The sequence below is a fragment of the Pseudomonas sp. A39 genome (genome assembly GCF_058145955.1).
Genome location: NZ_JBYVMD010000006.1, coordinates 124874 through 145248, shown reverse-complemented (window position 1 = coordinate 145248; position 20375 = coordinate 124874). Strand labels below are relative to the sequence as shown.

General features: G+C 59.6%; 18 protein-coding genes. 11 read left to right on the top strand and 7 right to left on the bottom strand.

Annotated features, from left to right (window positions below):
- Positions 1 to 10 precede the first annotated feature (10 nt).
- Together AC3ZU9_RS06790 and AC3ZU9_RS06785 are read right to left on the bottom strand one after the other, a co-directional pair.
- Positions 11 to 1948: a RecQ family ATP-dependent DNA helicase gene (locus tag AC3ZU9_RS06790; protein ID WP_122810922.1), complete on the bottom strand. Its 1938-nt coding sequence runs from the start codon at positions 1946 to 1948 to the stop codon at positions 11 to 13.
- 277 nt (positions 1949 to 2225) lie between these two features.
- Positions 2226 to 3401 (bottom strand): tetratricopeptide repeat protein, encoded by a 1176-nt coding sequence (locus AC3ZU9_RS06785; RefSeq protein ID WP_046034597.1) that lies wholly within the window; start codon positions 3399 to 3401, stop codon positions 2226 to 2228.
- Between the two features lie 176 nt (positions 3402 to 3577).
- Here AC3ZU9_RS06785 and AC3ZU9_RS06780 point away from each other — a divergent pair, with 176 nt between their 5' ends.
- From AC3ZU9_RS06780 to AC3ZU9_RS06770, 3 genes are all read left to right on the top strand, one after another.
- On the top strand, positions 3578 to 3748 hold the full coding sequence (locus AC3ZU9_RS06780; protein ID WP_003236014.1) for a YhfG family protein: 171 nt from the start codon (positions 3578 to 3580) through the stop codon (positions 3746 to 3748).
- Positions 3748 to 4347 carry a putative adenosine monophosphate-protein transferase Fic gene (locus AC3ZU9_RS06775; protein ID WP_490090460.1) on the top strand — a complete coding sequence of 200 codons (600 nt, stop codon included), beginning with the start codon at positions 3748 to 3750 and terminating at the stop codon, positions 4345 to 4347. Before AC3ZU9_RS06780 ends, AC3ZU9_RS06775 begins: the two co-directional genes overlap by 1 nt.
- A gap of 647 nt (positions 4348 to 4994) precedes the next feature.
- A complete protein-coding gene (locus tag AC3ZU9_RS06770) occupies positions 4995 to 5351 on the top strand; it encodes a DUF1493 family protein (RefSeq protein ID WP_043206099.1) in 357 nt (118 codons plus the stop codon).
- Positions 5352 to 5638: 287 nt separating this feature from the next.
- Here AC3ZU9_RS06770 and AC3ZU9_RS06765 read toward each other — a convergent pair whose 3' ends face one another.
- Both AC3ZU9_RS06765 and hslO read right to left on the bottom strand, forming a co-directional pair.
- Positions 5639 to 7180 carry a phosphoenolpyruvate carboxykinase gene (locus AC3ZU9_RS06765; RefSeq protein WP_012721692.1) on the bottom strand — a complete coding sequence of 514 codons (1542 nt, stop codon included), beginning with the start codon at positions 7178 to 7180 and terminating at the stop codon, positions 5639 to 5641.
- Positions 7181 to 7359: 179 nt separating this feature from the next.
- On the bottom strand, positions 7360 to 8262 hold the full coding sequence (gene hslO / locus AC3ZU9_RS06760; RefSeq protein ID WP_012721691.1) for an Hsp33 family molecular chaperone HslO: 903 nt from the start codon (positions 8260 to 8262) through the stop codon (positions 7360 to 7362).
- Positions 8263 to 8387: 125 nt separating this feature from the next.
- Between hslO and AC3ZU9_RS06755 the strand changes: the two genes are divergently transcribed.
- Complete coding sequence (locus tag AC3ZU9_RS06755) at positions 8388 to 9191, top strand: phosphatase PAP2 family protein (protein ID WP_012721690.1); 804 nt, start codon at positions 8388 to 8390, stop codon at positions 9189 to 9191.
- A 115-nt stretch (positions 9192 to 9306) separates the two neighbouring features.
- Here the strand turns inward: AC3ZU9_RS06755 and AC3ZU9_RS06750 are convergent, their stop codons facing one another.
- Positions 9307 to 9714, bottom strand: a complete 408-nt coding sequence (locus AC3ZU9_RS06750; protein WP_012721689.1) for an RNA-binding S4 domain-containing protein — start codon at positions 9712 to 9714, stop codon at positions 9307 to 9309.
- Positions 9715 to 9830: 116 nt separating this feature from the next.
- Here AC3ZU9_RS06750 and rimA point away from each other — a divergent pair, with 116 nt between their 5' ends.
- The 3 genes from rimA to rimK are packed head-to-tail and all read left to right on the top strand — an operon-like array spanning position 9831 to position 12008.
- Positions 9831 to 10610 carry a S6 modification regulatory phosphodiesterase RimA gene (gene rimA / locus AC3ZU9_RS06745; RefSeq protein ID WP_012721688.1) on the top strand — a complete coding sequence of 260 codons (780 nt, stop codon included), beginning with the start codon at positions 9831 to 9833 and terminating at the stop codon, positions 10608 to 10610.
- A gap of 13 nt (positions 10611 to 10623) precedes the next feature.
- Positions 10624 to 11106 carry a retropepsin-like aspartic endopeptidase RimB gene (rimB, locus tag AC3ZU9_RS06740; RefSeq protein WP_012721687.1) on the top strand — a complete coding sequence of 161 codons (483 nt, stop codon included), beginning with the start codon at positions 10624 to 10626 and terminating at the stop codon, positions 11104 to 11106.
- Positions 11103 to 12008, top strand: coding sequence for a 30S ribosomal protein S6--L-glutamate ligase (gene rimK, locus AC3ZU9_RS06735; RefSeq protein ID WP_046034594.1), 906 nt, complete (start codon positions 11103 to 11105; stop codon positions 12006 to 12008). Before rimB ends, rimK begins: the two co-directional genes overlap by 4 nt.
- Before the next feature lie 70 nt (positions 12009 to 12078).
- Here rimK and AC3ZU9_RS06730 read toward each other — a convergent pair whose 3' ends face one another.
- Positions 12079 to 13392 carry an ATP-binding protein gene (locus AC3ZU9_RS06730; RefSeq protein WP_012721685.1) on the bottom strand — a complete coding sequence of 438 codons (1314 nt, stop codon included), beginning with the start codon at positions 13390 to 13392 and terminating at the stop codon, positions 12079 to 12081.
- A 116-nt stretch (positions 13393 to 13508) separates the two neighbouring features.
- A complete protein-coding gene (gene ompR / locus AC3ZU9_RS06725) occupies positions 13509 to 14249 on the bottom strand; it encodes an osmolarity response regulator transcription factor OmpR (protein WP_012721684.1) in 741 nt (246 codons plus the stop codon).
- A gap of 357 nt (positions 14250 to 14606) precedes the next feature.
- On the opposite strand from ompR, the gene AC3ZU9_RS06720 reads away from it, so the two are divergent.
- From AC3ZU9_RS06720 to tauA, 4 genes are all read left to right on the top strand, one after another.
- The gene (locus AC3ZU9_RS06720) at positions 14607 to 16931 is read left to right on the top strand and encodes a Tex family protein (RefSeq protein ID WP_012721683.1); all 2325 of its coding nucleotides are present in this window, start codon (positions 14607 to 14609) and stop codon (positions 16929 to 16931) included.
- Positions 16931 to 17314: a PaaI family thioesterase gene (locus AC3ZU9_RS06715; protein ID WP_012721682.1), complete on the top strand. Its 384-nt coding sequence runs from the start codon at positions 16931 to 16933 to the stop codon at positions 17312 to 17314. Before AC3ZU9_RS06720 ends, AC3ZU9_RS06715 begins: the two co-directional genes overlap by 1 nt.
- 214 nt (positions 17315 to 17528) lie before the next feature.
- Positions 17529 to 19112 carry a glutamate--cysteine ligase gene (gene gshA / locus AC3ZU9_RS06710; protein WP_012721681.1) on the top strand — a complete coding sequence of 528 codons (1584 nt, stop codon included), beginning with the start codon at positions 17529 to 17531 and terminating at the stop codon, positions 19110 to 19112.
- A 269-nt stretch (positions 19113 to 19381) separates the two neighbouring features.
- A complete protein-coding gene (tauA, locus tag AC3ZU9_RS06705; RefSeq protein WP_046034591.1) occupies positions 19382 to 20359 on the top strand; it encodes a taurine ABC transporter substrate-binding protein in 978 nt (325 codons plus the stop codon).
- Positions 20360 to 20375: the final 16 nt, after the last annotated feature.

Genomic DNA, 20375 nt, shown 5'->3' with positions numbered 1-20375 from the left:
TGAAAGTGAGTTACAGATCATCCAAATGGGTCTGGGCCCATTCGCGCACCTCGGCGTACGGGTAATCCTCCAGCGCAGCAAACCCCGGAATGCCCCGCGCCTTCAATTTGGTAAACAACGGCACACTGATGCCCCCAAGGAAACGCGTCAGGCGTTCCGCACCTGGCAGTTGGCCGGTGTGTTCATGATGCCTGTGGATAAAATCACCGCACAGTCCCATGAAGTTTTTATCCACAAGCGGCGGCAAGCTTGGCGGTGGCGGCAGATGCGCAACGTACCCGTGACACACCGAGCAATGACCGCAACGTTGCGGTGCGTTTTCATCACCAAAATACTTCGCTAGGCGCTGCCCCAGGCAGTGCTCGGTGGCGAACAGATCGAGCATGGCGTGAATCCGCGCCACTTCGCCCACCTCGTGCTGCTTGAAGCCTGTGTATAACGCTTCGCTCAGTGCCTGTGGGTCAAAATCTGTATTCAGCAAACTGTAGACCTCGGTCATCTGCTTGCTTTCCAGCTCGATCAAGCCCTGCTCCTGGAAATAGTCCAGCGCCTTCACCACCCGCCCACGTTCGGCATTGTGCTGTTGATAAAGCGCGTCAAAATCCACCGTCGCCCAGGTCTTTGCCCGTTTGCAGACCTGGATGATCGCCGCGACAAACTGTTGTCGCTCGCCGGAGAAACGCGCCAGCAAAGCCTCAGGTTCGATCAGGTATTTGAAACGGTATTCGGCGTAGAACGCGTAGCGCGGCGCTATCACGCCCTTGAGCTCCAGCTGCACCAGCAACGTCTTGAGCGGCAGCTCGCGGATATTACTGTGGTCCGACAGCGACCTCAGCAGGAACTCCCACTGCCCCTCACTGCGTGCTGCCTGCAACTCATCGAGTACCCGGCGAATACCATCCTGCTCGGGCGTATCGCCGTACACAAAGTTTTCCAGCACATTAAGGCTGTCGCGGTTGGCCAACACCAGGCAGTCGGACGGCTGCCCATCACGCCCCGCACGGCCGATTTCCTGGCTGTAGTTCTCGATGGATTTGGGCAGGTCGAAGTGCACCACGTTGCGGATATCACTCTTGTCGATGCCCATGCCAAACGCGATGGTAGCGACAATGCAATGGGAGCGCCCGCCCATAAAACGCTGCTGGATGCCCTCGCGCTTATCGTGAGGTAAACCCGCGTGATAAGCCTCGGCCTGGATGCCATTACGGTTCAGGTGCTCGGCAATCTGCTCGGCGGTTTTCTGCAAGGTGACGTAGACGATGCTGGGTTGATTGGCGCGCTCGTTCATCCACTCCACCAAGCGTCGGCGCTTGTCAGAGCCGCTGACCGGCTCCACCAACAGGTTGAGATTGGGCCGGTAGAAGCCCGTAGTCACCACATCGTCCGGCGCAATGGCGAACTTCGCCTGCATGTCGGCAATCACCTTAGGCGTCGCTGTAGCCGTCAGCAGCAGCGCTTGTGGGATGTTGAACTGACGCTGGTAGTCCGGCAGCTTCAGATAGTCCGGGCGGAAGTTGTGGCCCCATTCGGAAATACAGTGCGCCTCGTCCACGACCAGCAGCGAAATCTGCACACTTTGCAGGAAGTTGCGAAATCGCTCGTTCTTCAAGCGTTCCACCGAAATCATCAAGATTTTCAGCTCACCGGAGCGCGCACGGGCCATCACCTCATTGGCCTCGTCACGGCTCTGGGCCGAATCGATACTGCCTGCCGAAATGCCATGCCGCTGCAGGAAACCCAACTGGTCCTGCATCAACGCCAACAACGGCGACACCACCACTGTCAGGTGCGGCAGCAACACCGCCGACAGCTGGTAACACAGGGACTTGCCCGACCCGGTGGGGAAAATTGCCGCCGCCGAACGGCCGGCCAGTACAGCGCTGATCGTTTGCTCCTGGCCCAAACGAAACTGTGGATAACCGAAGACCTGCTGGAGGGTGTCGTGCATAGGCTGTCACTCCATTGACCGCTGAGTTGGCTCCAAAACATAGCCTGGGAATCTCAGCGAATCGAGAAAGGTCGCGAGGAAAAAAGAGACAGGATGATACACAGGGTACTGCGGTGGCCTTGGGCCAAATGCGACAAGGTCGAATGCAGTTGTAGGAATAACACCAACCAAATGTGGGCTTGCTCCCGATAGCAGAGTGTCAGCAGTACCTCTGTACTGACACACCACCATCGGGAGCAAGCCCCCTCCTGCACCTTAACTCTGCACGGCAGCTGAATCAGCGATTTTGCACCCGCTCAATCGCCGTGTCATACACCGGATTGGCCTTCTGTTCCTTGGCCAACTGGTAGTGACGCAACGCATCGGCAAACTGCCCTGCCGCTTCGTAGATCCGCGCAATGTTGTAATAAGCGCCAGCCCGCACCGTCGCAGCGTTCGCGCCGTTCGCCAGGGCGATGGCCTTGCGGTTGGCCCAGATAGACTCGGCAGTATTGCCGGCTTTCTGATACGCCAGGCCCAGGTTGCCGTAGGCCTTGCCGAAACCATTGTCCAGTTCGATCGCCTGACGGAACAGGTCGATGGCCTGGTCCAGGTTACCCGCCTGGTAGGCCGCCTCACCTTGGAGGTTCAGACGTTTCGCATCGGTTTGTGCGGAAGAACTGACCGCGACAGCGGTAATCGCCACGCTGTCGTCCAGCAACGGTTTGACTTCGTTCAGTACACTCGCGGCATTCACGGTCACGCCGCTGAAGGTGTTGATGTCCTGGAAGTCACCGCTGCCGGTCATGCGGAACACCGTCCACAGGTTACCGCTGCGGTTTTTCGGCACGTAATAGGTGCGCACCAGCGATTGCCCCATGTACACGAACACCTTGGCTTCGCTGTTGGACAGCTGACGCGAGCCCGGATTGCCGCCATTGCTGAAGTCGTGCACGGCGTACACGTAGCTTTCGCCGTAGTGCTTCTTCTGCAAGGTGATGGTTTCCGGGCCGTAGCTGTCGGTGTCATCCACATCCAGCTCGGCATCGGTGCCGTTCTTGTTCTCGAAATAGATGTTATTGCCGGGGAAAATCATGTGGGAGTCGAGGTCACGCGGGGTCTTGCCCCACGTCAGCACCACGCGCAGGCCGTCGAGGTTTTCCATTACTGGGCTGATGGCATACGTCATGCCTGCGCACGGGCACTTCACCACCAGATTGGAGTAACCGGGCTTCTTGATGATCAGCAGGTTGGTGCCATCGTCTGCACCTTCGCTGGTGAGCGTCACCTGACCCTGGGCGTTGGTGCGGCCCACTATGTTCTGCGCGCCATTGCGTTGCAGCAACACTTCGGCGTCAGCGATCTTCTGATCCTTGACCACTGCACTGAGCACTTCAATCGGCAATTGCTCGGCCTGAACCGAAAAAGCCACCGCACACAAAGACACCGCCGAGGCGATACGCAGCAAACCCATGCTTAACTTCCCTTTAAGTAGTGGGCGGAATCGCCCTACAAGATTTTGCGGTGAAACATACCCTGAAATCAGGCTACTGGCGGATTTTTTGCACAAAATGTGACGTGGTTTTTATCCCGCCTGCCCATTGAAGCATTGCGCTACAATCAAGCCTTGCCACCCAGGAGTACGCTGCGATGAGCGAACTGACGTTTGAGCAAAAACAGGATCACTACCACAAGATCCGCCGTTCCAATTACCTGGCCAGCCTGCGCCTGGAAGGGTTCGACACCCAACCGGCGGACGTCGACAAACCCTTGCCGACCCGCGAAGCCGTCCTCGCCAAGTACCGCAACACCCCACGCTGATGCTCGACAAATACGGGGTGGGCCAGGATCCGTACTGCTATCCCGGTAGCAGCGTCCTGCGCAACCGCCTCGATTTGCTCGACGAAACGCGCCTGCACCAGGCCGAGCGGGAGCTTTCCGAAATCGCCGTAGGCAGCCTTCCCCTCTTCGCACCGCCCTACGATCTTGAGCGCCTGCAACATATCCACCGCACCCTGTTCGGCGATATCTACGACTGGGCCGGAGAACTGCGCAGCGTCAACATCCAGAAAGGCGACACCCTGTTCTGCACCCCGGAACGCATCCCGCCGGAAGCGGCGAAAATCATCCGGCGCATGGCAGAGGCGAACTGGTATGTCGGCGCGAGTCAGGCCGAGTTGATCACACAGATTGCTGAAGCCTACGGCGACCTCAACGTCATCCACCCCTTCCGAGAAGGCAACGGTCGGGCGCAGCGGATCCTATTCGAACAGATCATCGTGAACGCGGGTTTTTCGGTGAACTGGTGGCTGGTCAAACACGCGGCGTGGTTACCGGCGAATATTGATGCGGTGGCGTGTGATTACCGGGGGTTGGAGGCGATTTTTGAGCGGTGTGTGAGTCGACCTGCCAGCGCCTGATCATTGTCATCACGGGCAAGCTCGGCGCCCACATTTGGCCGTTTTTACCTGTTGCCTCGCTGCCAAGTCATAAATGCCGGAAACCGCTGTAAGAAATCTCCAAACGCTGCGACATCCTCTTCCCAAACTGCTTCAAACACCCACTCTCCCCTCTACAGAAATTACCCGCTGCTGAATGAAAATAGCGCGGTCTCCACTTTCTCGGCAGAAACCCGTGAACATCGAAAGGACTCAACACATCGGCCACTATGGCGCCACCTTCACAGTGATGCGCTTCACAGGGTTACCCGGTAAGCACCCTATTGGGGTCAGCCCTCAGCAATCACCCCCATCCTTCGTCCGACCTTACCAAGGTGGATGAAACGATGACCGAATATGCTTCTTGGATCATTCTCATCACCCTCGTCACACTCGCCGTATCGCTCGACAGAAAGATCAAGCGTCCTGCCCTCAGAACATGGGTTGGGTTCACCCTGATAGTTGCAGGTCCACTACTTCTGTTTGGCGCCACACGCTGGATAACCGAGCTACAATTCGACAGCATTCCGGTGCTTGCTTTTAGCTACGGCATTCGCTTGCTGATTACCCGAAACAAATATCGCCCCCAACGCAACCATCCCCCTCACCCACTCCTGCGTGCCCCCACCATGAACCTCGCCCCCAACTTCCCCGAAGACCCCGTCATGCAGCAACTCCTGCAACTGCTGCACGAGGAAATCGGCCTGCCGAAACACAAGACGATCCGCCTGCAAACCTCACTCAATTTCGACCTCGGTTGCGATGGCGGCGAGGCCAAGCAACTGATGGAAGCGCTGGAGCAGGAATTTGCCCTCGACCTGGGTGACTACGACACTTATCGTTACTTCAACCCGCCGGTGTTTGATGTGTTCCTCAAACGCAGGGCCAAGGGGCGCGGCGAAAAAGTGCCGCTGACCATCGGCATGCTCTACCTGGCCATCAAGACCCATAGCTGGGATACGCAGACGCTGGAGAACCTGAGCTGAGGAAACACGAATTCCAGGCACACCGGAACTCAAATGTGGGAGGGGGCTTGCCCCCGATAGCAGAGTGTCAGTCAGCAGATGTGCGGCTGATACACCGCCATCGGGAGCAAGCCCCCTCCCACATTGGATCTACGCTAAGTTGGCGAGCTGTGTTGCAAACATATGGACGTAACAATGGGCCTGCTGGGGGCCTGCTGGTCGGCGCTGTGGTTTTGCACATCGCCGGCTAACATCGCACCCACAAAAAAGCCGCCCACAAGAGGCGGCTTTTTCACAACGATCGACTCTTACAACTTAGGACCCGCAGCCTTGATCGCATCGCTCACTTCAAACTTCTTGAAGTTCTCGATGAACAGACCGGCCAGCGCCTTCGCCGCTTCGTCGTAAGCAGCCTTGTCAGCCCAGGTGTTACGTGGGTTCAACAGGCCAGTCTCAACGCCCGGCACCGCCAGTGGCACGTCGAGGTTGATGGTGTCGAGGTGCTCGGTTTCAGCACCGATCAACGCGCCGCTCTGGATCGCTGCGATCACGCCGCGAGTGGTCGGAATGTTGAAGCGTTTGCCGACGCCGTAGCCGCCGCCGGTCCAGCCGGTGTTGACCAGGTAGACCTTGGAGCCGAAACCGCGGATGCGCTTGATCAGCAACTCAGCATATTCGCCAGCCGGACGCGGGAAGAACGGTGCGCCGAAGCAGGTGGAGAAGGTCGACTTGATGCCGCCGCCGGACCCCATTTCGGTCGAACCCACCAGTGCGGTGTAGCCGGACAAGAAGTGGTAGGCCGCTTGTTCTTCGCTGAGGATCGACACGGGCGGCAGTACGCCGGTCAGGTCGCAGGTCAGGAAGATCACCGCGTTTGGCTCGCCGCCCAGGTTCTTCTCGGAACGCTTGGCGACGTGCTCCAGCGGGTACGCCGCGCGGCTGTTCTGAGTGAGGCTGACGTTGGTGTAGTCGGCGTGCTTGGCGTCGTCGATGACAACGTTTTCCAACACAGCGCCGTGCTTGATGGCTTTCCAGATGACCGGCTCGTTCTTCTCGGACAAGTCGATGCACTTGGCATAGCAACCGCCTTCGATGTTGAACACTACGCCCTCGCCCCAGCCGTGTTCGTCGTCACCGATCAGGTAACGGCTTTCGTCGGCGGACAGGGTGGTTTTGCCGGTGCCGGACAGACCGAAGAACAGGGTCACGTCGCCTGCTTCGCCGATGTTGGCGGCGCAGTGCATCGGCAGTACGTCGGAAGCCGGCAGCAGGAAGTTCTGCACCGAGAACATGGCTTTTTTCATTTCACCGGCGTAACGCATGCCGGCGATCAGGACTTTTTTCTGCGCGAAGTTGAGGATCACGCAACCATCGGAGTTGGTGCCGTCACGCTCTGGCACGCATTCGAAGTTGGCGACGTTGAGCACTTGCCACTCATCACGACCGGCCGGGTTGTATTTCGCCGGGTTGATGAACAGGCAACGACCGAACAGGTTCTGCCAGGCAGTCTGGGTGGTCATCTTCACAGCCAGGTAGTGGTCTTCGGCGGACCCTACATGCACGTGGGAAACGAAGTGCTCTTGCGCGTTGTTGAACGCTTCGACACGAGCCCACAGGGCATCGAACTTGTCGGCCGGGAACTTGCGGTTGATCGGGCCCCAGGCGATAGCGTCCTGGGTGGAAGGCTCTTCAACGATGAAACGATCGACTGGCGAACGGCCGGTACGGTGACCGGTTTCGACAACCAGCGCGCCAGTATCGGCAAGCACGCCTTCACCGCGCTGCAGGGCTTCTTTGACCAGATCGTCAACACTCAGATCGGTGTATACGGCGTTATTGGCTTGCGTCATGAGGTTCCCCGTCGGCCTATGGCCGAGTGCTCCAAACGTTTTGTAGTAGAAAGTTGCGCACTACTACCGCGAAAAAAGTGGGCCGGATTATGCCAGAAAAGCCCAAAAAGAGTAGGGCCCTCCCGTCAGAACAGCGCTAATCCGGCATTTGTCAGGTGATTTACCTGTGCTTAAACGTTTTAGTGGCGGGTATCGGAAGGGCTGTCGATGCCTGCGCCTGCGAATAATTGGGCAACATCGGCGGCATCGAACAGGTAACGCTCGTTGCAGAACTGGCAGTCAATCTCGATATTTCCACCGTGCTCAACCACCAGATTTTGCGCATCTTCAAGGCCCAGGCTGACCAACGCATTGGCCGAACGCTCGCGCGAGCAACTGCAGTTGAAGCGCAGGGACTGCTCTTCGAACAGGCGCACGGCCTCTTCGTGGTACAGGCGGTGCAGGATGGTTTCGTTGTCCAGGCCCAACAGCTCTTCAGCCGTCAGGGTGCCGGCCAGGGCGGTCAGCTTGCGCCAGCTGTCGGTGCGCTCATCGTCGTCCTTGATGCGGTCAGCCGGCAATTGCTGCAACAACAGGCCACGGGCCCGCTTGCCATCGGCATTGAGCCAGAACTTGGTGCCGACTTGCTGGGACATCACGAAATAGTTGGTGAAGCAGTCCGACAGGGTTTCGCCGTCCAGATCGACAATGCCCTGGTAGCGCTGGCCTTCGGTCGGGTCCACGGTGATCGCCAGCACGCCGTTGGCCATCAAGTCGGACAAGGTCGCATCCGGGGCAATCTGGTCCGCTTCGTAACGGGCCAGGCCGCGGATCTCCCGCTCGCTGGAACATTCGATCATCAGCATCGGAACCGGGCCTTCGGAGCGTGCCTGCAGAATCAGCAGACCGTCGAATTTCATGGTGCCTACCAGCAGCGAAGCGGCCGCCATCAGCTCGCCGAGCAGTTGCGCGACCGGCTCCGGATAGGGGTGCTTGGCGAGGACTTCGGCATAGCTGCGCTCCAGCGAGACCAGTTCGCCGCGGGCGTCGTTCTCGTCGAAGATGAAGCGTTGGGTGAAGTCGGTATCCGGTAGATCAGTCATAGGTCTGGGTATCTGAATTGATGACAAAATGATTACAAGGTTTATAAAATTAAACGCTTTAGCACCATCTTGGTGCGGCTTTCTCCTGGAAACAGAGAGCTTCATAGAGCGAAGAGGGACAGTTTATGAACAATCCGGGTTTGTTCCAAGCCAAGTGGAACCTCCGGCGATGGGCTCTTTGCAATCTACTCGCTATCGGACTGCTGTGTTTTTGGCTGTGGCCCACGGGGCAGATGCTGTGTGTGATTTTCGACGAGTGGCTGTTTCATCTGCTTAATGACCCGCTGGCAACCCACTCCACGTGGCTGCACATATGGGCTGTGGCCAGTTTGCGGCCGTTTGATGCGGTGGTTGGGGTGATTCTGCTGGCACTGCTGATTCGCGGTGACTGGGTGTTCAAGGCCGTGCAGGTGCGCCAGGCAGTGTTAGGTTTTGTCGGTGTTCTGCTGCTGTTGTTGTTTATCCGCATGCTGTTTTCCAAACTCGCCGCGCAAATGGGCTGGCAACACAGCAGCCCGTCGATGGTGATCAGCGGAGCGGTGCAGATGAGTGACTATTTCCCTGGGCTGGAGAAGACCTGGGAATTGAAGGACCGTTCGAGCCAGAGCTTCCCGGGAGATCATGCTTCGGTGCTGTTGATCTGGGCGATGTTCATGACGGTATTCGCCAGGCGCTTCGGGCAACTTCTAGTGATCTGGGGGCTGGCACTGCTATTCATGATGCCTCGGCTGGTAGCAGGGGCGCATTGGGGGCAGGACGATTACATCGGCGGGGTGTTGCTGGCGCTGTTGGCGTTAGGCTGGGGGTATTACACGCCGTTTGCGGCAAAGGTATCGAGTGGGTTGTCGCGGGTATCGGCGCCGCTGTTTGGGCTGGCTGCTCGTCTACCAGTAGTGAGGCGAATGAGCGTCGTTAGAACTGCGCAATAATTTGTGGTGAGCGAGCTTGCTCGCGCTGGGCTGCGGAGCGGCCCCAAAAAAAGGGAGCGCTGCGCACTCCAGCGCGGGGCAAGCCCGCTCACTACAAAAGCCCGTTCGATTGAGGCTAGTCATCATTGCCACTGCCGCGAAACTTGAAGAGATCGCGACGTTGTTTCTTGCTCGGCTTGCCATCGGTGGTCATGCCTGTGGCGCCCGCCTTGCGCATGGCCGCCGCGTTTTCGCGTTTGGCGATACTGGCTTCGGTCTCGGTGTAGAGCGCCTGCGCTTCGGGCGCACCACGGCGCACGATGGAAAGCGCCTGGACGACGACCGTCTTTTCATCAAATCCAGTACGAATCTGGAACTCATCTCCGACGCGCGGCTCCTTGCCCGGCTTGCAGCGCTCACCCCGATGATGCACCTTGCCACTCTCGATAGCGGCCTTCGCCAAGGCACGGGTTTTATAGAACCGCGCTGCCCACAGCCACTTGTCCAGACGGACCTTTTCTTCCTCTTCCTGCTTTTGAGCCACTTGAATTCCTCGCTCTGAAAAATGTCGCAACCTTACCGTTGAAACCCTTCGACGCATAAACCCCAAGGCTCACCTAAGATACGCCAGGTAGCACCCTGTTTTCGCGAGGATACGCTGTGACCGACTTCCCCCTTTCACTCACCTCGCCCAACCAGCGCTGTGTGGGTTGCCAGCAAAGCGAGCCCTTGGGTTTCGATTTTGCGTTCGCCTACCAGCCTATCGTAGACCTTCGGGACCATTCGATCTTCGCCCACGAAGCCTTGGTGCGCGGCACCCACGGCGAAGGGGCGCTGTCGGTGCTGGACCAGGTCAACGAAAGCAACCGCTACCGCTTCGACCAACGTTGCCGAACCCAGGCGATAGCCGGGGCGGCGGCCCTGGGGATGCAAACCCACCTTTCGATCAACTTCATGCCCAATGCCGTGTACCGTCCGGAATTGTGTATCCGTAGCACCCTGGAAGCGGCTCGCGCACACAATTTTCCACTGAACCAACTGATTTTCGAGACACTGGAAAGCGAGCATGTAGATAACTATCGCCATTTGACCAATATTCTGCGTGAATACCGCGAATTCGGCTTCAAGACCGCCATCGACGATTTCGGCGCGGGCTATTCGGGGCTGAACCTGCTGGCCGATTTCCAACCTGACCTGATCAAACTCGACATGGCGCTTATCCGCGATGTTGACCAGGATCGTGTCCGTCAGGTCATCGTCCAGGGGATTGTCACAATCTGTGAGCAGTTGGGGGTTACTGTCATCGCCGAAGGCATCGAAAGTGCCGGCGAGCGCGACTTCCTGTCCGACTGCGGAATTTTTCTGATGCAGGGTTATTGGTTCGCCAAGCCTGCATTCAACGCCCTGGCCGAGGTTTCACCCCAGGCCTGGGCGAATTGACCGGTTACCCATATTGAAGACATTTGACCATTTGACCGTTGTGGGTCTGCGTGAGTGGGTGGCACTTCCCGACCTGGGAGTGGCAGGCCTGCGTGCGAAGATCGACACCGGTGCCAGCACCTCCAGCCTGCACGCCACCGATATCGAGCCGTTTGAGCGCGACGGTGAAAACTGGGTGCGCTTTACCGCACACCTGGGCAGCGTGGTGCAACTGCGTCACCGTCGCTGCGAAGCGCCCCTGGTGACGATGAAAACCATCAAGAGCTCCAACGGTCATGCGCAGGTGCGCTATGTCATCAGCACTACGCTGGCGCTGGGTGATCGGGTCTGGCGGGTGGAGTTCACCCTGGCCTGCCGCAAAGCCATGCGCTACCGCCTGTTGCTGGGCTCCAAGGCCTTGATTGACGGCCAGTTGGTGGTCAATCCCGGCATCAAGTACGTTCAAGACAAGCCGGTGTTCCCGGTCTCCACTATTTCTGCCCCAGGTGCTGCATGAAGATTGCTGTGCTGTCGCGAAACCCGCGTCTGTATTCCACCCGCCGCCTGGTTGAGGCCGGCATCGAACGTGGCCACGAAATGGTGGTGATCGACACGTTGCGTGCCTACATGAACATTGCCAGCCACAAGCCGCAGATCCACTACCGGGGCAAGCCGCTGGAAGGGTTTGATGCCGTCATCCCCCGGATCGGTGCATCGGTGACGTTTTATGGCTGCGCGGTGTTGCGCCAGTTTGAAATGATGGGGGTGTTTCCCCTCAATGAATCCGTAGCCATTGCCCGATCACGGGACAAGTTGCGTTCGCTGCAGTTGCTGTCGCGCCGGGGAATCGGCCTGCCGGTGACCGGCTTTGCCCACTCTCCCGACGACATCCCCGACCTGATCGACATGGTCAATGGCGCGCCACTGGTGATCAAGGTGCTGGAAGGCACCCAGGGCATCGGTGTGGTGCTGTGTGAAACCGCGACAGCGGCGGAGTCCGTGATCGAGGCATTCATGGGCCTCAAGCAGAACATCATGGTGCAGGAATACATCAAGGAAGCCGGCGGGGCCGATATCCGCTGCTTCGTGGTGGGCGACAAGGTGATTGCGGCAATGAAGCGCCAGGCCAAGCCGGGGGAGTTCCGCTCCAACCTGCACCGTGGCGGCAGCGCCAGCCTGATCAAGATAACCCCTGAAGAGCGCATGACCGCACTGCGAGCGGCCAAGGTGATGGGGTTGAGCGTGGCGGGTGTGGATATCCTGCGCTCCAACCACGGCCCCCTGGTGATGGAGGTGAATTCATCGCCGGGGCTGGAAGGGATCGAGACCACCACTGGGAAAAATGTGGCAGGGATCATCATTGAGCATCTGGAGAAGAATGGCGGGCCGAATATGACTCGGACCAAGGGCAAGGGCTGATTAAACCCTGCTTTTGAAACGCCACAAACCAATGTGGGAGCCTGCTCCCATATTGGCTGTGCGTTGTTGCTTAGACTGCGTCTCTAGGCAGCATCAAACCAAGCGGCAAGCGCACACGCGCTTCCAGGCCACCTTCTTCGCGGTTGCGTAACTCAACATTGCCGCCATGCATCGAGGCAATCCGCCGCACAATCGCCAACCCCAGGCCAGTCCCTTTGCCCCCACGAGCACGGTCGCCACGGGTGAACGGGTTGAAAATGCCCTCCAATTCGTCCGGGTCGATACCTGCCCCCCGGTCCATCACGCTCAACACCACATAGGGCGCGGCACTGTCGCCAGACACATAGGCCGCCACTTCCACATCGGAGCCTGCGTGGTGCAAGGCGTTGCCAATCAAGTTGTTCAACAGGCGCTTCATCGATACCCGACGCAACGCAAACGGTTGGATCGGCTCCAGGCGCATGCGCACCTGCTCACCGTTCTGGTTGTAGGGCGCGACGACCTCACGCACCAAGTCCGTCAGGTCGACCTCTTCTACCACCTCATCACGGCCATCGCGGATAAACGCCAGGAACTGGTCGAGAATAGCGTCCATGTCCTCAATGTCGCGGACCATGTCGTCGGTAAGGTCGGTATGGTTGCCCATCAACTCCAGCGACAAGCGCAGTCGCGTCAACGGTGTGCGCAAGTCATGGGAAACCCCCGCCAGCATCAGCTCGCGTTCGCGACCCGCCTGCTCGACGTCCTCCGCCATCTGGTTGAACGCGCCGTACACCTCGGTCATCTCACTGGGGGTATCGCTGACCGGCAGGCGCACACTGCGCCCCTGCCCCAGCTGACGGGCGGCAAACACCAGGCGTTTAAGCGGCTGGTTGAGCTGGCGGACGAAAATCCACGCGGACGCCGTTGAAAGCAATCCGATGGCGAGGAACCATCCCAATACATTCCAGATTTTTTGTCCGCGCAACGGGTGCGGGTAAAGCGGCACCTTGATCCAGGCATCGCCAAGGCTCGGCGCTCTTACCCACAGTGCGGGAGAAACATGCATGCGAAGGCGTACTTCAGTGTCCTCTCCCAGTTCGTCGCGCATCTGGCGCTGGTAGATCTCGCTGTACGGCCAGTGCTGCTCGCCTTCGGGCACACCGGCCCCTTCGACCCGAATCAGCGTCGACGCCTTTGCCACCTTTTCGCGGTTCTCAGGATCTACGGCCCAGTAGGCACGCAAGGTCAAGGCAACACCGTGGGCGTACTGCCGGTCCACCAGCACGTCTTCGTTCATCAACAGATAAACCAGCGTGAGTGCCTTGGAAAACAGAACGACGATCAGCACCAGCCAAAGGGTGCGAGAGAAGAAACTTTGCGGGAACCACAGCGGGGTTTTCATAGAAGACAGCTAGATACCTTGCAGGAACGAGCGGCGCTCGCAGAATTACAGACGCCGGGCATCCCGTCGACTCTGGTGGAGTCAAACACCGAGAGGCCCGCCCCGCAAATCATCGGTCAACTGGTTTTATTGCCATCCGGCACAAACACATAACCCACGCCCCACACCGTCTGGATGTACCGTGGCTTGGACGGGTCCGGCTCGATCATCCTGCGTAGACGGGAGATCTGCACGTCGATAGAGCGCTCCAGGGCGTCCCATTCCCGGCCACGGGCCAGGTTCATCAGCTTATCGCGTGTCAGGGGCTGGCGAGCGTTCATCACCAGGGCCTTGAGCACGGCGAATTCGCCGGTGGTCAGCATATGCACTTCATCGCCACGCTTGAGCTCACGCGTGGCCAGCGACAGTTCGTAGTCGCCAAAGGTCACGCTTTCGTCTTCGCTGCCCGGTGCGCCCGGCACAGGCAGGGCCTGGCGACGCAGTACGGCTTTGACCCGGGCCATCAGCTCATCAGGGTTGAACGGCTTGGCCAGGTAATCATCGGCGCCCAGTTCGAGGCCCTTGATGCGGCTCAGCTCATCACCCTTGGCGGTGAGCATGATGATTGGAATCTGGTTGTTCGCACCGCGCAGGCGTTTGCAGGCGGTCAGGCCGTCTTCGCCGGGCAGCATGAGGTCGAGTACGACCAGGTTGAATACCTCACGCCCCAGCAGACGGTCCATCTGCTCGGTGTTCGGCACCGCGCGGGCGCGGTAGCCCTTGGAGTTGAAGAAACGCTCCAGCAGGCTGCTCAGCCCTGGATCGTCGTCAACGATGAGAATTTTTTCGCCTTCAGCAGTTTGTGCAGTGCTGCTCATTGGATGCTCCTCTTATCTCGGCGCGCATTATGGCCTAGCTGCCGTTATACGCACCGTGTGCATTGTTAGCAGATTTTTCCTCTACTGCCAGCGAACCCGCGCCCTACAACCGTTGGCGCAATCCCCCCCAAGGGCAGAACGCTGGTTATAATGCGGCGCCGTCGTGCAGGGCAACGTCAGATCGTTACCGTTTAATGCCGAGGCTTTTTTCACCCGCTTGTCGTGATTTTTTCGATTTCGAGGGTCAATAGGCTGCCTCTTGACCCAGGCAGCGGCGCCAGTCGGGCCGCTCAACCAGCCTCCCAAGGCCTTGTTCTCCGGGCCTGCGAGCTGCTTTTAAGAATTTCAGGTGGTTTTATGGACAGCATCAACAGCCGCATCGCCGAGGAACTCGGTGTACGCCCACAACAGGTCGAAGCGGCCGTCGCTCTACTGGATGAAGGCTCCACGGTGCCTTTCATCGCCCGTTACCGTAAAGAAGTGACCGGCAGCCTCGACGACATCCAATTGCGGCACCTGGAAGAGCGCCTGCGCTACCTGCGAGAACTCGACGAACGGCGTATCAGCATTCTCGCCAGCATCGAGGAACAGGGCAAGTTGACCCCGCAGCTTGAGCGCGACATCAAGCTCGCCGACACCAAGACCCGTCTCGAAGACCTCTACCTGCCGTACAAACAGAAGCGTCGCACCAAGGGCCAGATCGCCCTGGAAGCCGGCCTGGGCGAGCTGGCTGACGGCCTGTTCAACGACCCGTCGCTGACCCCGGACACCGAAGCGGCCCGTTTCATCGACGCCGAAAAAGGCGTCGCCGACGTCAAGGCCGCCCTGGAAGGCGCCAAGTACATCCTCATGGAGCGCTTCGCCGAAGACGCCAGCCTGCTGGAGAAACTGCGTACTTACCTCAAGCAGGAAGCCATTCTCAGCGCCCGCGTCATCGCCGGCAAAGAGGAAGAAGGCGCCAAGTTCCGCGATTACTTCGAGCATGACGAACCGCTCAAGAGCATGCCGTCCCACCGTGCACTCGCCATTTTCCGTGGCCGCAACGAAGGCATTCTCAGCTCCGCGCTGAAGGTTGGCGACGAGCTGCCGGGCACCATGCACCCGTGCGAAGGCATGATCGGTCAACAATTCGGCATCCAAAATCAGAACCGTCCTGCGGACAAGTGGCTCGGTGAAGTGGTGCGCTGGACCTGGAAGGTCAAGCTCTACACCCACCTGGAAACCGACCTGCTCGGCGAGCTGCGCGACGGTGCCGAAACCGAGGCGATCAACGTCTTCGCCCACAACCTGCATGACCTGCTGCTGTCGGCCCCAGCCGGCCCGCGCGCCACCCTGGGCCTCGACCCAGGCCTGCGTACCGGCTGCAAGGTCGCCGTGGTCGACGCCACCGGCAAGCTGCTGGACCACGCCACTGTGTATCCGCATGTGCCGCACAATAAATGGGACCAGACCCTGGCGATACTTGCCGCCCTGTGCGCCAAGCACGCGGTGGACCTGATCGCCATCGGCAACGGCACCGCCAGCCGTGAAACCGACAAGCTGGCCGCCGAACTGATCAAAAAATACCCAGCCATGAAGATGACCAAGGTCATGGTCTCCGAAGCCGGTGCTTCGGTGTACTCGGCGTCGGAACTGGCGTCCAAGGAGTTCCCGGACCTCGACGTGTCGATCCGTGGCGCGGTGTCCATCGCCCGTCGCCTGCAGGATCCCCTGGCCGAACTGGTGAAGATCGACCCTAAATCCATCGGCGTCGGCCAGTACCAGCACGACGTGTCGCAGCTGAAACTGGCGCGCGGCCTGGATGCGGTCGTGGAAGACTGCGTAAACGCCGTGGGCGTGGACGTGAACACGGCCTCCGTGGCTCTGCTGGCGCGTATTTCCGGCCTTAACGCCACGCTGGCGCAGAACATCGTCACTCACCGTGACGAAAACGGCGCCTTCAAAACCCGTGCGGCACTGAAAAAAGTCGCACGTCTGGGTGAAAAAACCTTCGAACAATCCGCCGGCTTCCTACGCGTAATGAACGGTGACAACCCGCTGGACGCTTCGGCGGTTCACCCGGAAGCCTACCCGCTGGTGCAACGCATCGCCGCCGAGACTGACCGTGACATCCGTTCGCTGATCGGTGACGCCGCGTTCCTCAAGCGCCTGGACCCAAAGAAGTACACCGACGAAACCTTCGGCGTACCGACCATCACCGACATCCTGCAAGAGCTGGAAAAACCTGGCCGCGACCCACGTCCCGAGTTCAAGACTGCCGAGTTCCAGGACGGCGTCGAAGACCTCAAGGACCTGCAGCTGGGCATGATCCTGGAAGGTGTGGTCACCAACGTGACCAACTTCGGCGCCTTTGTGGACATCGGCGTGCATCAGGACGGATTGGTGCACATCTCCGCGCTTTCGGAGAAATTCATCAAGGATCCACGCGAAGCGGTAAAAGCCGGTGATGTGGTCAAGGTCAAGGTCATGGAAGTCGACATCCCACGCAAACGCGTCGGCCTGTCGATGCGCATGAGTGACACCCCCGGCGAGAAAATTGACGGTGCCCGTGGCGCACGCCCAGGCTCGGCGCCGCGCCAGTCGCAAAACAATGCACCGCGCAAGGAAGCCGCCACGGCGGCCCCAAGCAACAACGCCATGGCCTCGCTGTTCGCCAACGCCAAACAGTTGAAGAAACGCTGATGGAGATCCCGGCCGGGTTGACCCAGAGCGCATTCAGCGAGCTGATCGGCTGCCGCCTGCAGCGCCTTGAAGAAGGCGTTGCCGAGGTGGCCCTGACCCTGGAGCCGCACTTGCGCAACCGCGCGGGCAAGCTCCATGGTGGGGCGATTTTCAGCCTGGTGGACATTACGATGGGGCTGGCCTGTTCCAGCTCACATGGTTTCGACCAGCAGAGCGCGACCATCGAGTGCAAGATCAATTACATCCGCGCCGTGGAAGACGGCGACGTGCTGTGCACCAGCCGGGTGATTCATGCCGGCCGCCGCACGCTGGTGGTCGAGGCGGATGTGTACCAGGACGAAAGACTTGTCGCAAAAGCGCAGGGCACCTTCGCTGTCCTATAGCTCCTCACCCTCGATTTGAGTTAATTTCGGCGCTGCGACAACAGCGTCGGAATTTTCTTGCCGCGCTGTAGCCAAATTCATGGAGTGAAGTAGGCATTTTCACAGCGGGTCAAATCGACTCTAAACCAGGCGATAACGCCAGTTTTAACTTCACCCTTGTAGACCGTCCTGCCCACCCCCATATTGGGGCGACTGACGCGTGAAGGAATCCAACTTGAGCGAACTTCTCAACCGCCGCCTGGCTTTGCTCGGCAAGCGCGAACACCTCTCCCTGCTAGAGCAGTGCTTGCACGGCATCGAGCGCGAATGCCTGCGCGTCACGGGTGAGGGCCGCCTGGCACAAACGCCGCACCCTGAAGCCCTGGGCGCCGCGTTGACCAACGAACTGATCACCACCGACTACTCGGAATCGCTGCTGGAGTTCATCACTCCCGCGCTGCCCAACCCGGCCGATACCCTCAGCAGCCTGGACAAGATCCACCGCTTTGCCTACACCAAGCTCGGCAGCGAATACCTGTGGAGCCCCTCGATGCCGTGCCCGTTGCCGGCCGAGGAAGATATTCCGATTGCCTACTACGGCACCTCCAATATCGGCCAGCTCAAGTACGTGTATCGCAAGGGCCTGGCCCTGCGTTACGGCAAGACCATGCAATGCATCGCCGGCATCCACTACAACTTTTCCCTGCCGGAAGCGTTGTGGCCGTTGCTCAAGGAGACTGAAGGGTTCGTCGGCACCGACCGCGACTACCAGTCCACCGCCTACATCGCGCTGATCCGTAATTTCCGTCGCTACAGCTGGCTGCTGATGTACCTGTTCGGTGCCTCGCCAGCCCTGGACGCTGGTTTCCTGCGCGGTCGTTCGCACCAGTTGGAAGTCTTGGACGCCGACACCCTGTACCTGCCGTACGCCACCAGCCTGCGCATGAGCGACCTGGGTTACCAGAGCAACGCCCAGGCCGGCCTCACGCCATGCTACAACGACCTGGCCAGCTATACCGACAGCCTGCGCGAAGCGGTGGCAACGCCCTATGCGCCGTACGTCGAGGTCGGCACCCACAAGGATGGTGAGTGGGTGCAGCTCAACACCAACATCCTGCAGATCGAAAACGAGTACTACTCCAACATCCGTCCCAAGCGCGTGACCTACACCGGCGAGCGGCCGATCCAGGCGCTGGTGGCGCGTGGCATCCAGTACATCGAAGTTCGCTGCCTGGACATCAACCCGTTCCTGCCAATGGGCATCGACCTGCCGGAATCGCGTTTCCTCGACGCCTTCCTGCTGTACTGCGCGCTGAACGACAGCCCGCTGTTCGCCGACAACGAGTGCGGCAACGCCACCTCCAACTTCCTCAGCGTGGTCAAGGAAGGTCGCCGTCCGGGCCTGCAACTGCAGCGACAGGGCCAGGCGGTGGACATGAAGGAATGGGCCGCCGAGCTGTTGGAACAGATCGCACCGCTGGCCGCCTTGCTGGATGAGAGCCACGGCATTACCGAGCACAGCCAGGCGCTGGACGCTCAGTTGGCCAAGGTCAAGGACCCGTCCCTGACGCCATCGGCCCAGGTGCTGGCGGCGATGGCCGAGCGTAAGGAAAGTTTTGCGCAGTTTTCCCTGCACCAGAGCCAGCTGCACGCCGAGCACTTCCGCAAGGAGCCGCTGCCGGCCGAAGAGCAGACGCGCTTTGAACAGCTGGCACGCACGTCGCTGGCACAGCAGGCGGAGCTGGAGCAGAACGAAGTGGGCGATTTCGATGTGTTTGTCGGCTCCTACCAAGCCAGCATCCTCGCCATCAGCAACTAAAAAATGTTGGGGTAATTTAGTGTAGTGAGCGGGCTTGCCCCGCGCTGGGTGGCGAAGCCGCCCCAATAAGGCAACCGCATTGCTTCAGTTAACACGCGGCGCCAGATTTTAGGGCGGCTTCGCCACCCAGCGCGGGGCAAGCCCGCTCACTACAGGGCAACATTTTTCTCCTCATAAGCTAATTCGAAAATGTTATTTATTTTCGAATTCTTAGATCATTTAGTCTCCTCACACGCCGACCCTCGGCCGCCTGATTGAGGAGCTTCCCCTTGAAACTGCTAACCCCTCTGCGCCTCTTGGCCGCGTTGTCCCTGGCCGGTGCCAGCCTGTTTGCCCAGGCGGCGGATGTGACCATCGCTTACCAGACCACCGTGGACCCGGCCAAAGTCGCCCAGGCCGACGGTGCCTATGAAAAAGCCACCCACGCCAAGATCGACTGGCGCAAATTCGACAATGGCGCCGACATCATCGCCGCCATCGCTTCCGGCGACGTACAGATCGGCTACCTCGGTTCCAGCCCGCTGACGGCTGCGATCACCCGCAAAGTGCCGGTGGAAACCTTCCTCGTCGCCACCCAGATCGGCGGCGCCGAAGCCCTGGTGGCGCGCAACGGCTCAGGGATCAACAGCCCGCAGGACCTGATCGGCAAGAAAGTCGCCGTGCCCTTCGTGTCCACCGGGCACTACAGCCTGCTCGCCGCGCTGAAGCACTGGAACATCGACCCGTCCAAAGTGACCATCCTCAACCTCGCGCCACCGGCAATCATCGCGGCCTGGAAGCGTGGTGATATCGACGCGACCTACGTGTGGGACCCCGCCCTGGGCGTCGCCAAAGAGAACGGCAAGGTGCTGATCACCTCCGGCGAACTGGCCAAGTTCGGCGCGCCGACCTTCGATGCGTGGATCGTGCGCAAGGACTTCGCCGAGAAGCACCCGGAAATCGTCACCGCGTTCGCCAAAGTTACCTTGGACGCCTACGCCGCTTACCGCAAAGACCCACAAGCCTGGCTCGCCGACAAAGGCAACGTCGACAAACTGGTCAAGCTCTCCGGCGCCAAGGCCAGTGACATCCCCTTGCTGCTGCAAGGCAACGTCTACCCGCTGGCCGCTGACCAGGTGACCCTGCTGGGCGCACCGACCACCAAAGCCGTCACCGATACCGCTGCGTTCCTGAAGGAGCAAGGCAAGGTCGACGCGGTGCTGCCGGACTACGCCCCCTACGTCAGTGCCAAATTCATCACTCACTGATTGAGGAGTTCATTGC

Excerpts from the sequence above, each read along its gene's own strand:
- AC3ZU9_RS06790 (WP_122810922.1), bottom strand. The coding sequence starts at position 1,948 with ATGCACGACACCCTCCAGCAGGTCTTCGGTTATCCACAGTTTCGTTTG.
- AC3ZU9_RS06785 (WP_046034597.1), bottom strand. The coding sequence starts at position 3,401 with ATGGGTTTGCTGCGTATCGCCTCGGCGGTGTCTTTGTGTGCGGTGGCT.
- AC3ZU9_RS06780 (WP_003236014.1), top strand. The coding sequence starts at position 3,578 with ATGAGCGAACTGACGTTTGAGCAAAAACAGGATCACTACCACAAGATC.
- AC3ZU9_RS06775 (WP_490090460.1), top strand. The coding sequence starts at position 3,748 with ATGCTCGACAAATACGGGGTGGGCCAGGATCCGTACTGCTATCCCGGT.
- AC3ZU9_RS06770 (WP_043206099.1), top strand. The coding sequence starts at position 4,995 with ATGAACCTCGCCCCCAACTTCCCCGAAGACCCCGTCATGCAGCAACTC.
- AC3ZU9_RS06765 (WP_012721692.1), bottom strand. The coding sequence starts at position 7,180 with ATGACGCAAGCCAATAACGCCGTATACACCGATCTGAGTGTTGACGAT.
- hslO (WP_012721691.1), bottom strand. The coding sequence starts at position 8,262 with ATGACTGATCTACCGGATACCGACTTCACCCAACGCTTCATCTTCGAC.
- AC3ZU9_RS06755 (WP_012721690.1), top strand. The coding sequence starts at position 8,388 with ATGAACAATCCGGGTTTGTTCCAAGCCAAGTGGAACCTCCGGCGATGG.
- rimK (WP_046034594.1), top strand. The coding sequence starts at position 11,103 with ATGAAGATTGCTGTGCTGTCGCGAAACCCGCGTCTGTATTCCACCCGC.
- AC3ZU9_RS06730 (WP_012721685.1), bottom strand. The coding sequence starts at position 13,392 with ATGAAAACCCCGCTGTGGTTCCCGCAAAGTTTCTTCTCTCGCACCCTT.
- ompR (WP_012721684.1), bottom strand. The coding sequence starts at position 14,249 with ATGAGCAGCACTGCACAAACTGCTGAAGGCGAAAAAATTCTCATCGTT.
- AC3ZU9_RS06720 (WP_012721683.1), top strand. The coding sequence starts at position 14,607 with ATGGACAGCATCAACAGCCGCATCGCCGAGGAACTCGGTGTACGCCCA.
- AC3ZU9_RS06715 (WP_012721682.1), top strand. The coding sequence starts at position 16,931 with ATGGAGATCCCGGCCGGGTTGACCCAGAGCGCATTCAGCGAGCTGATC.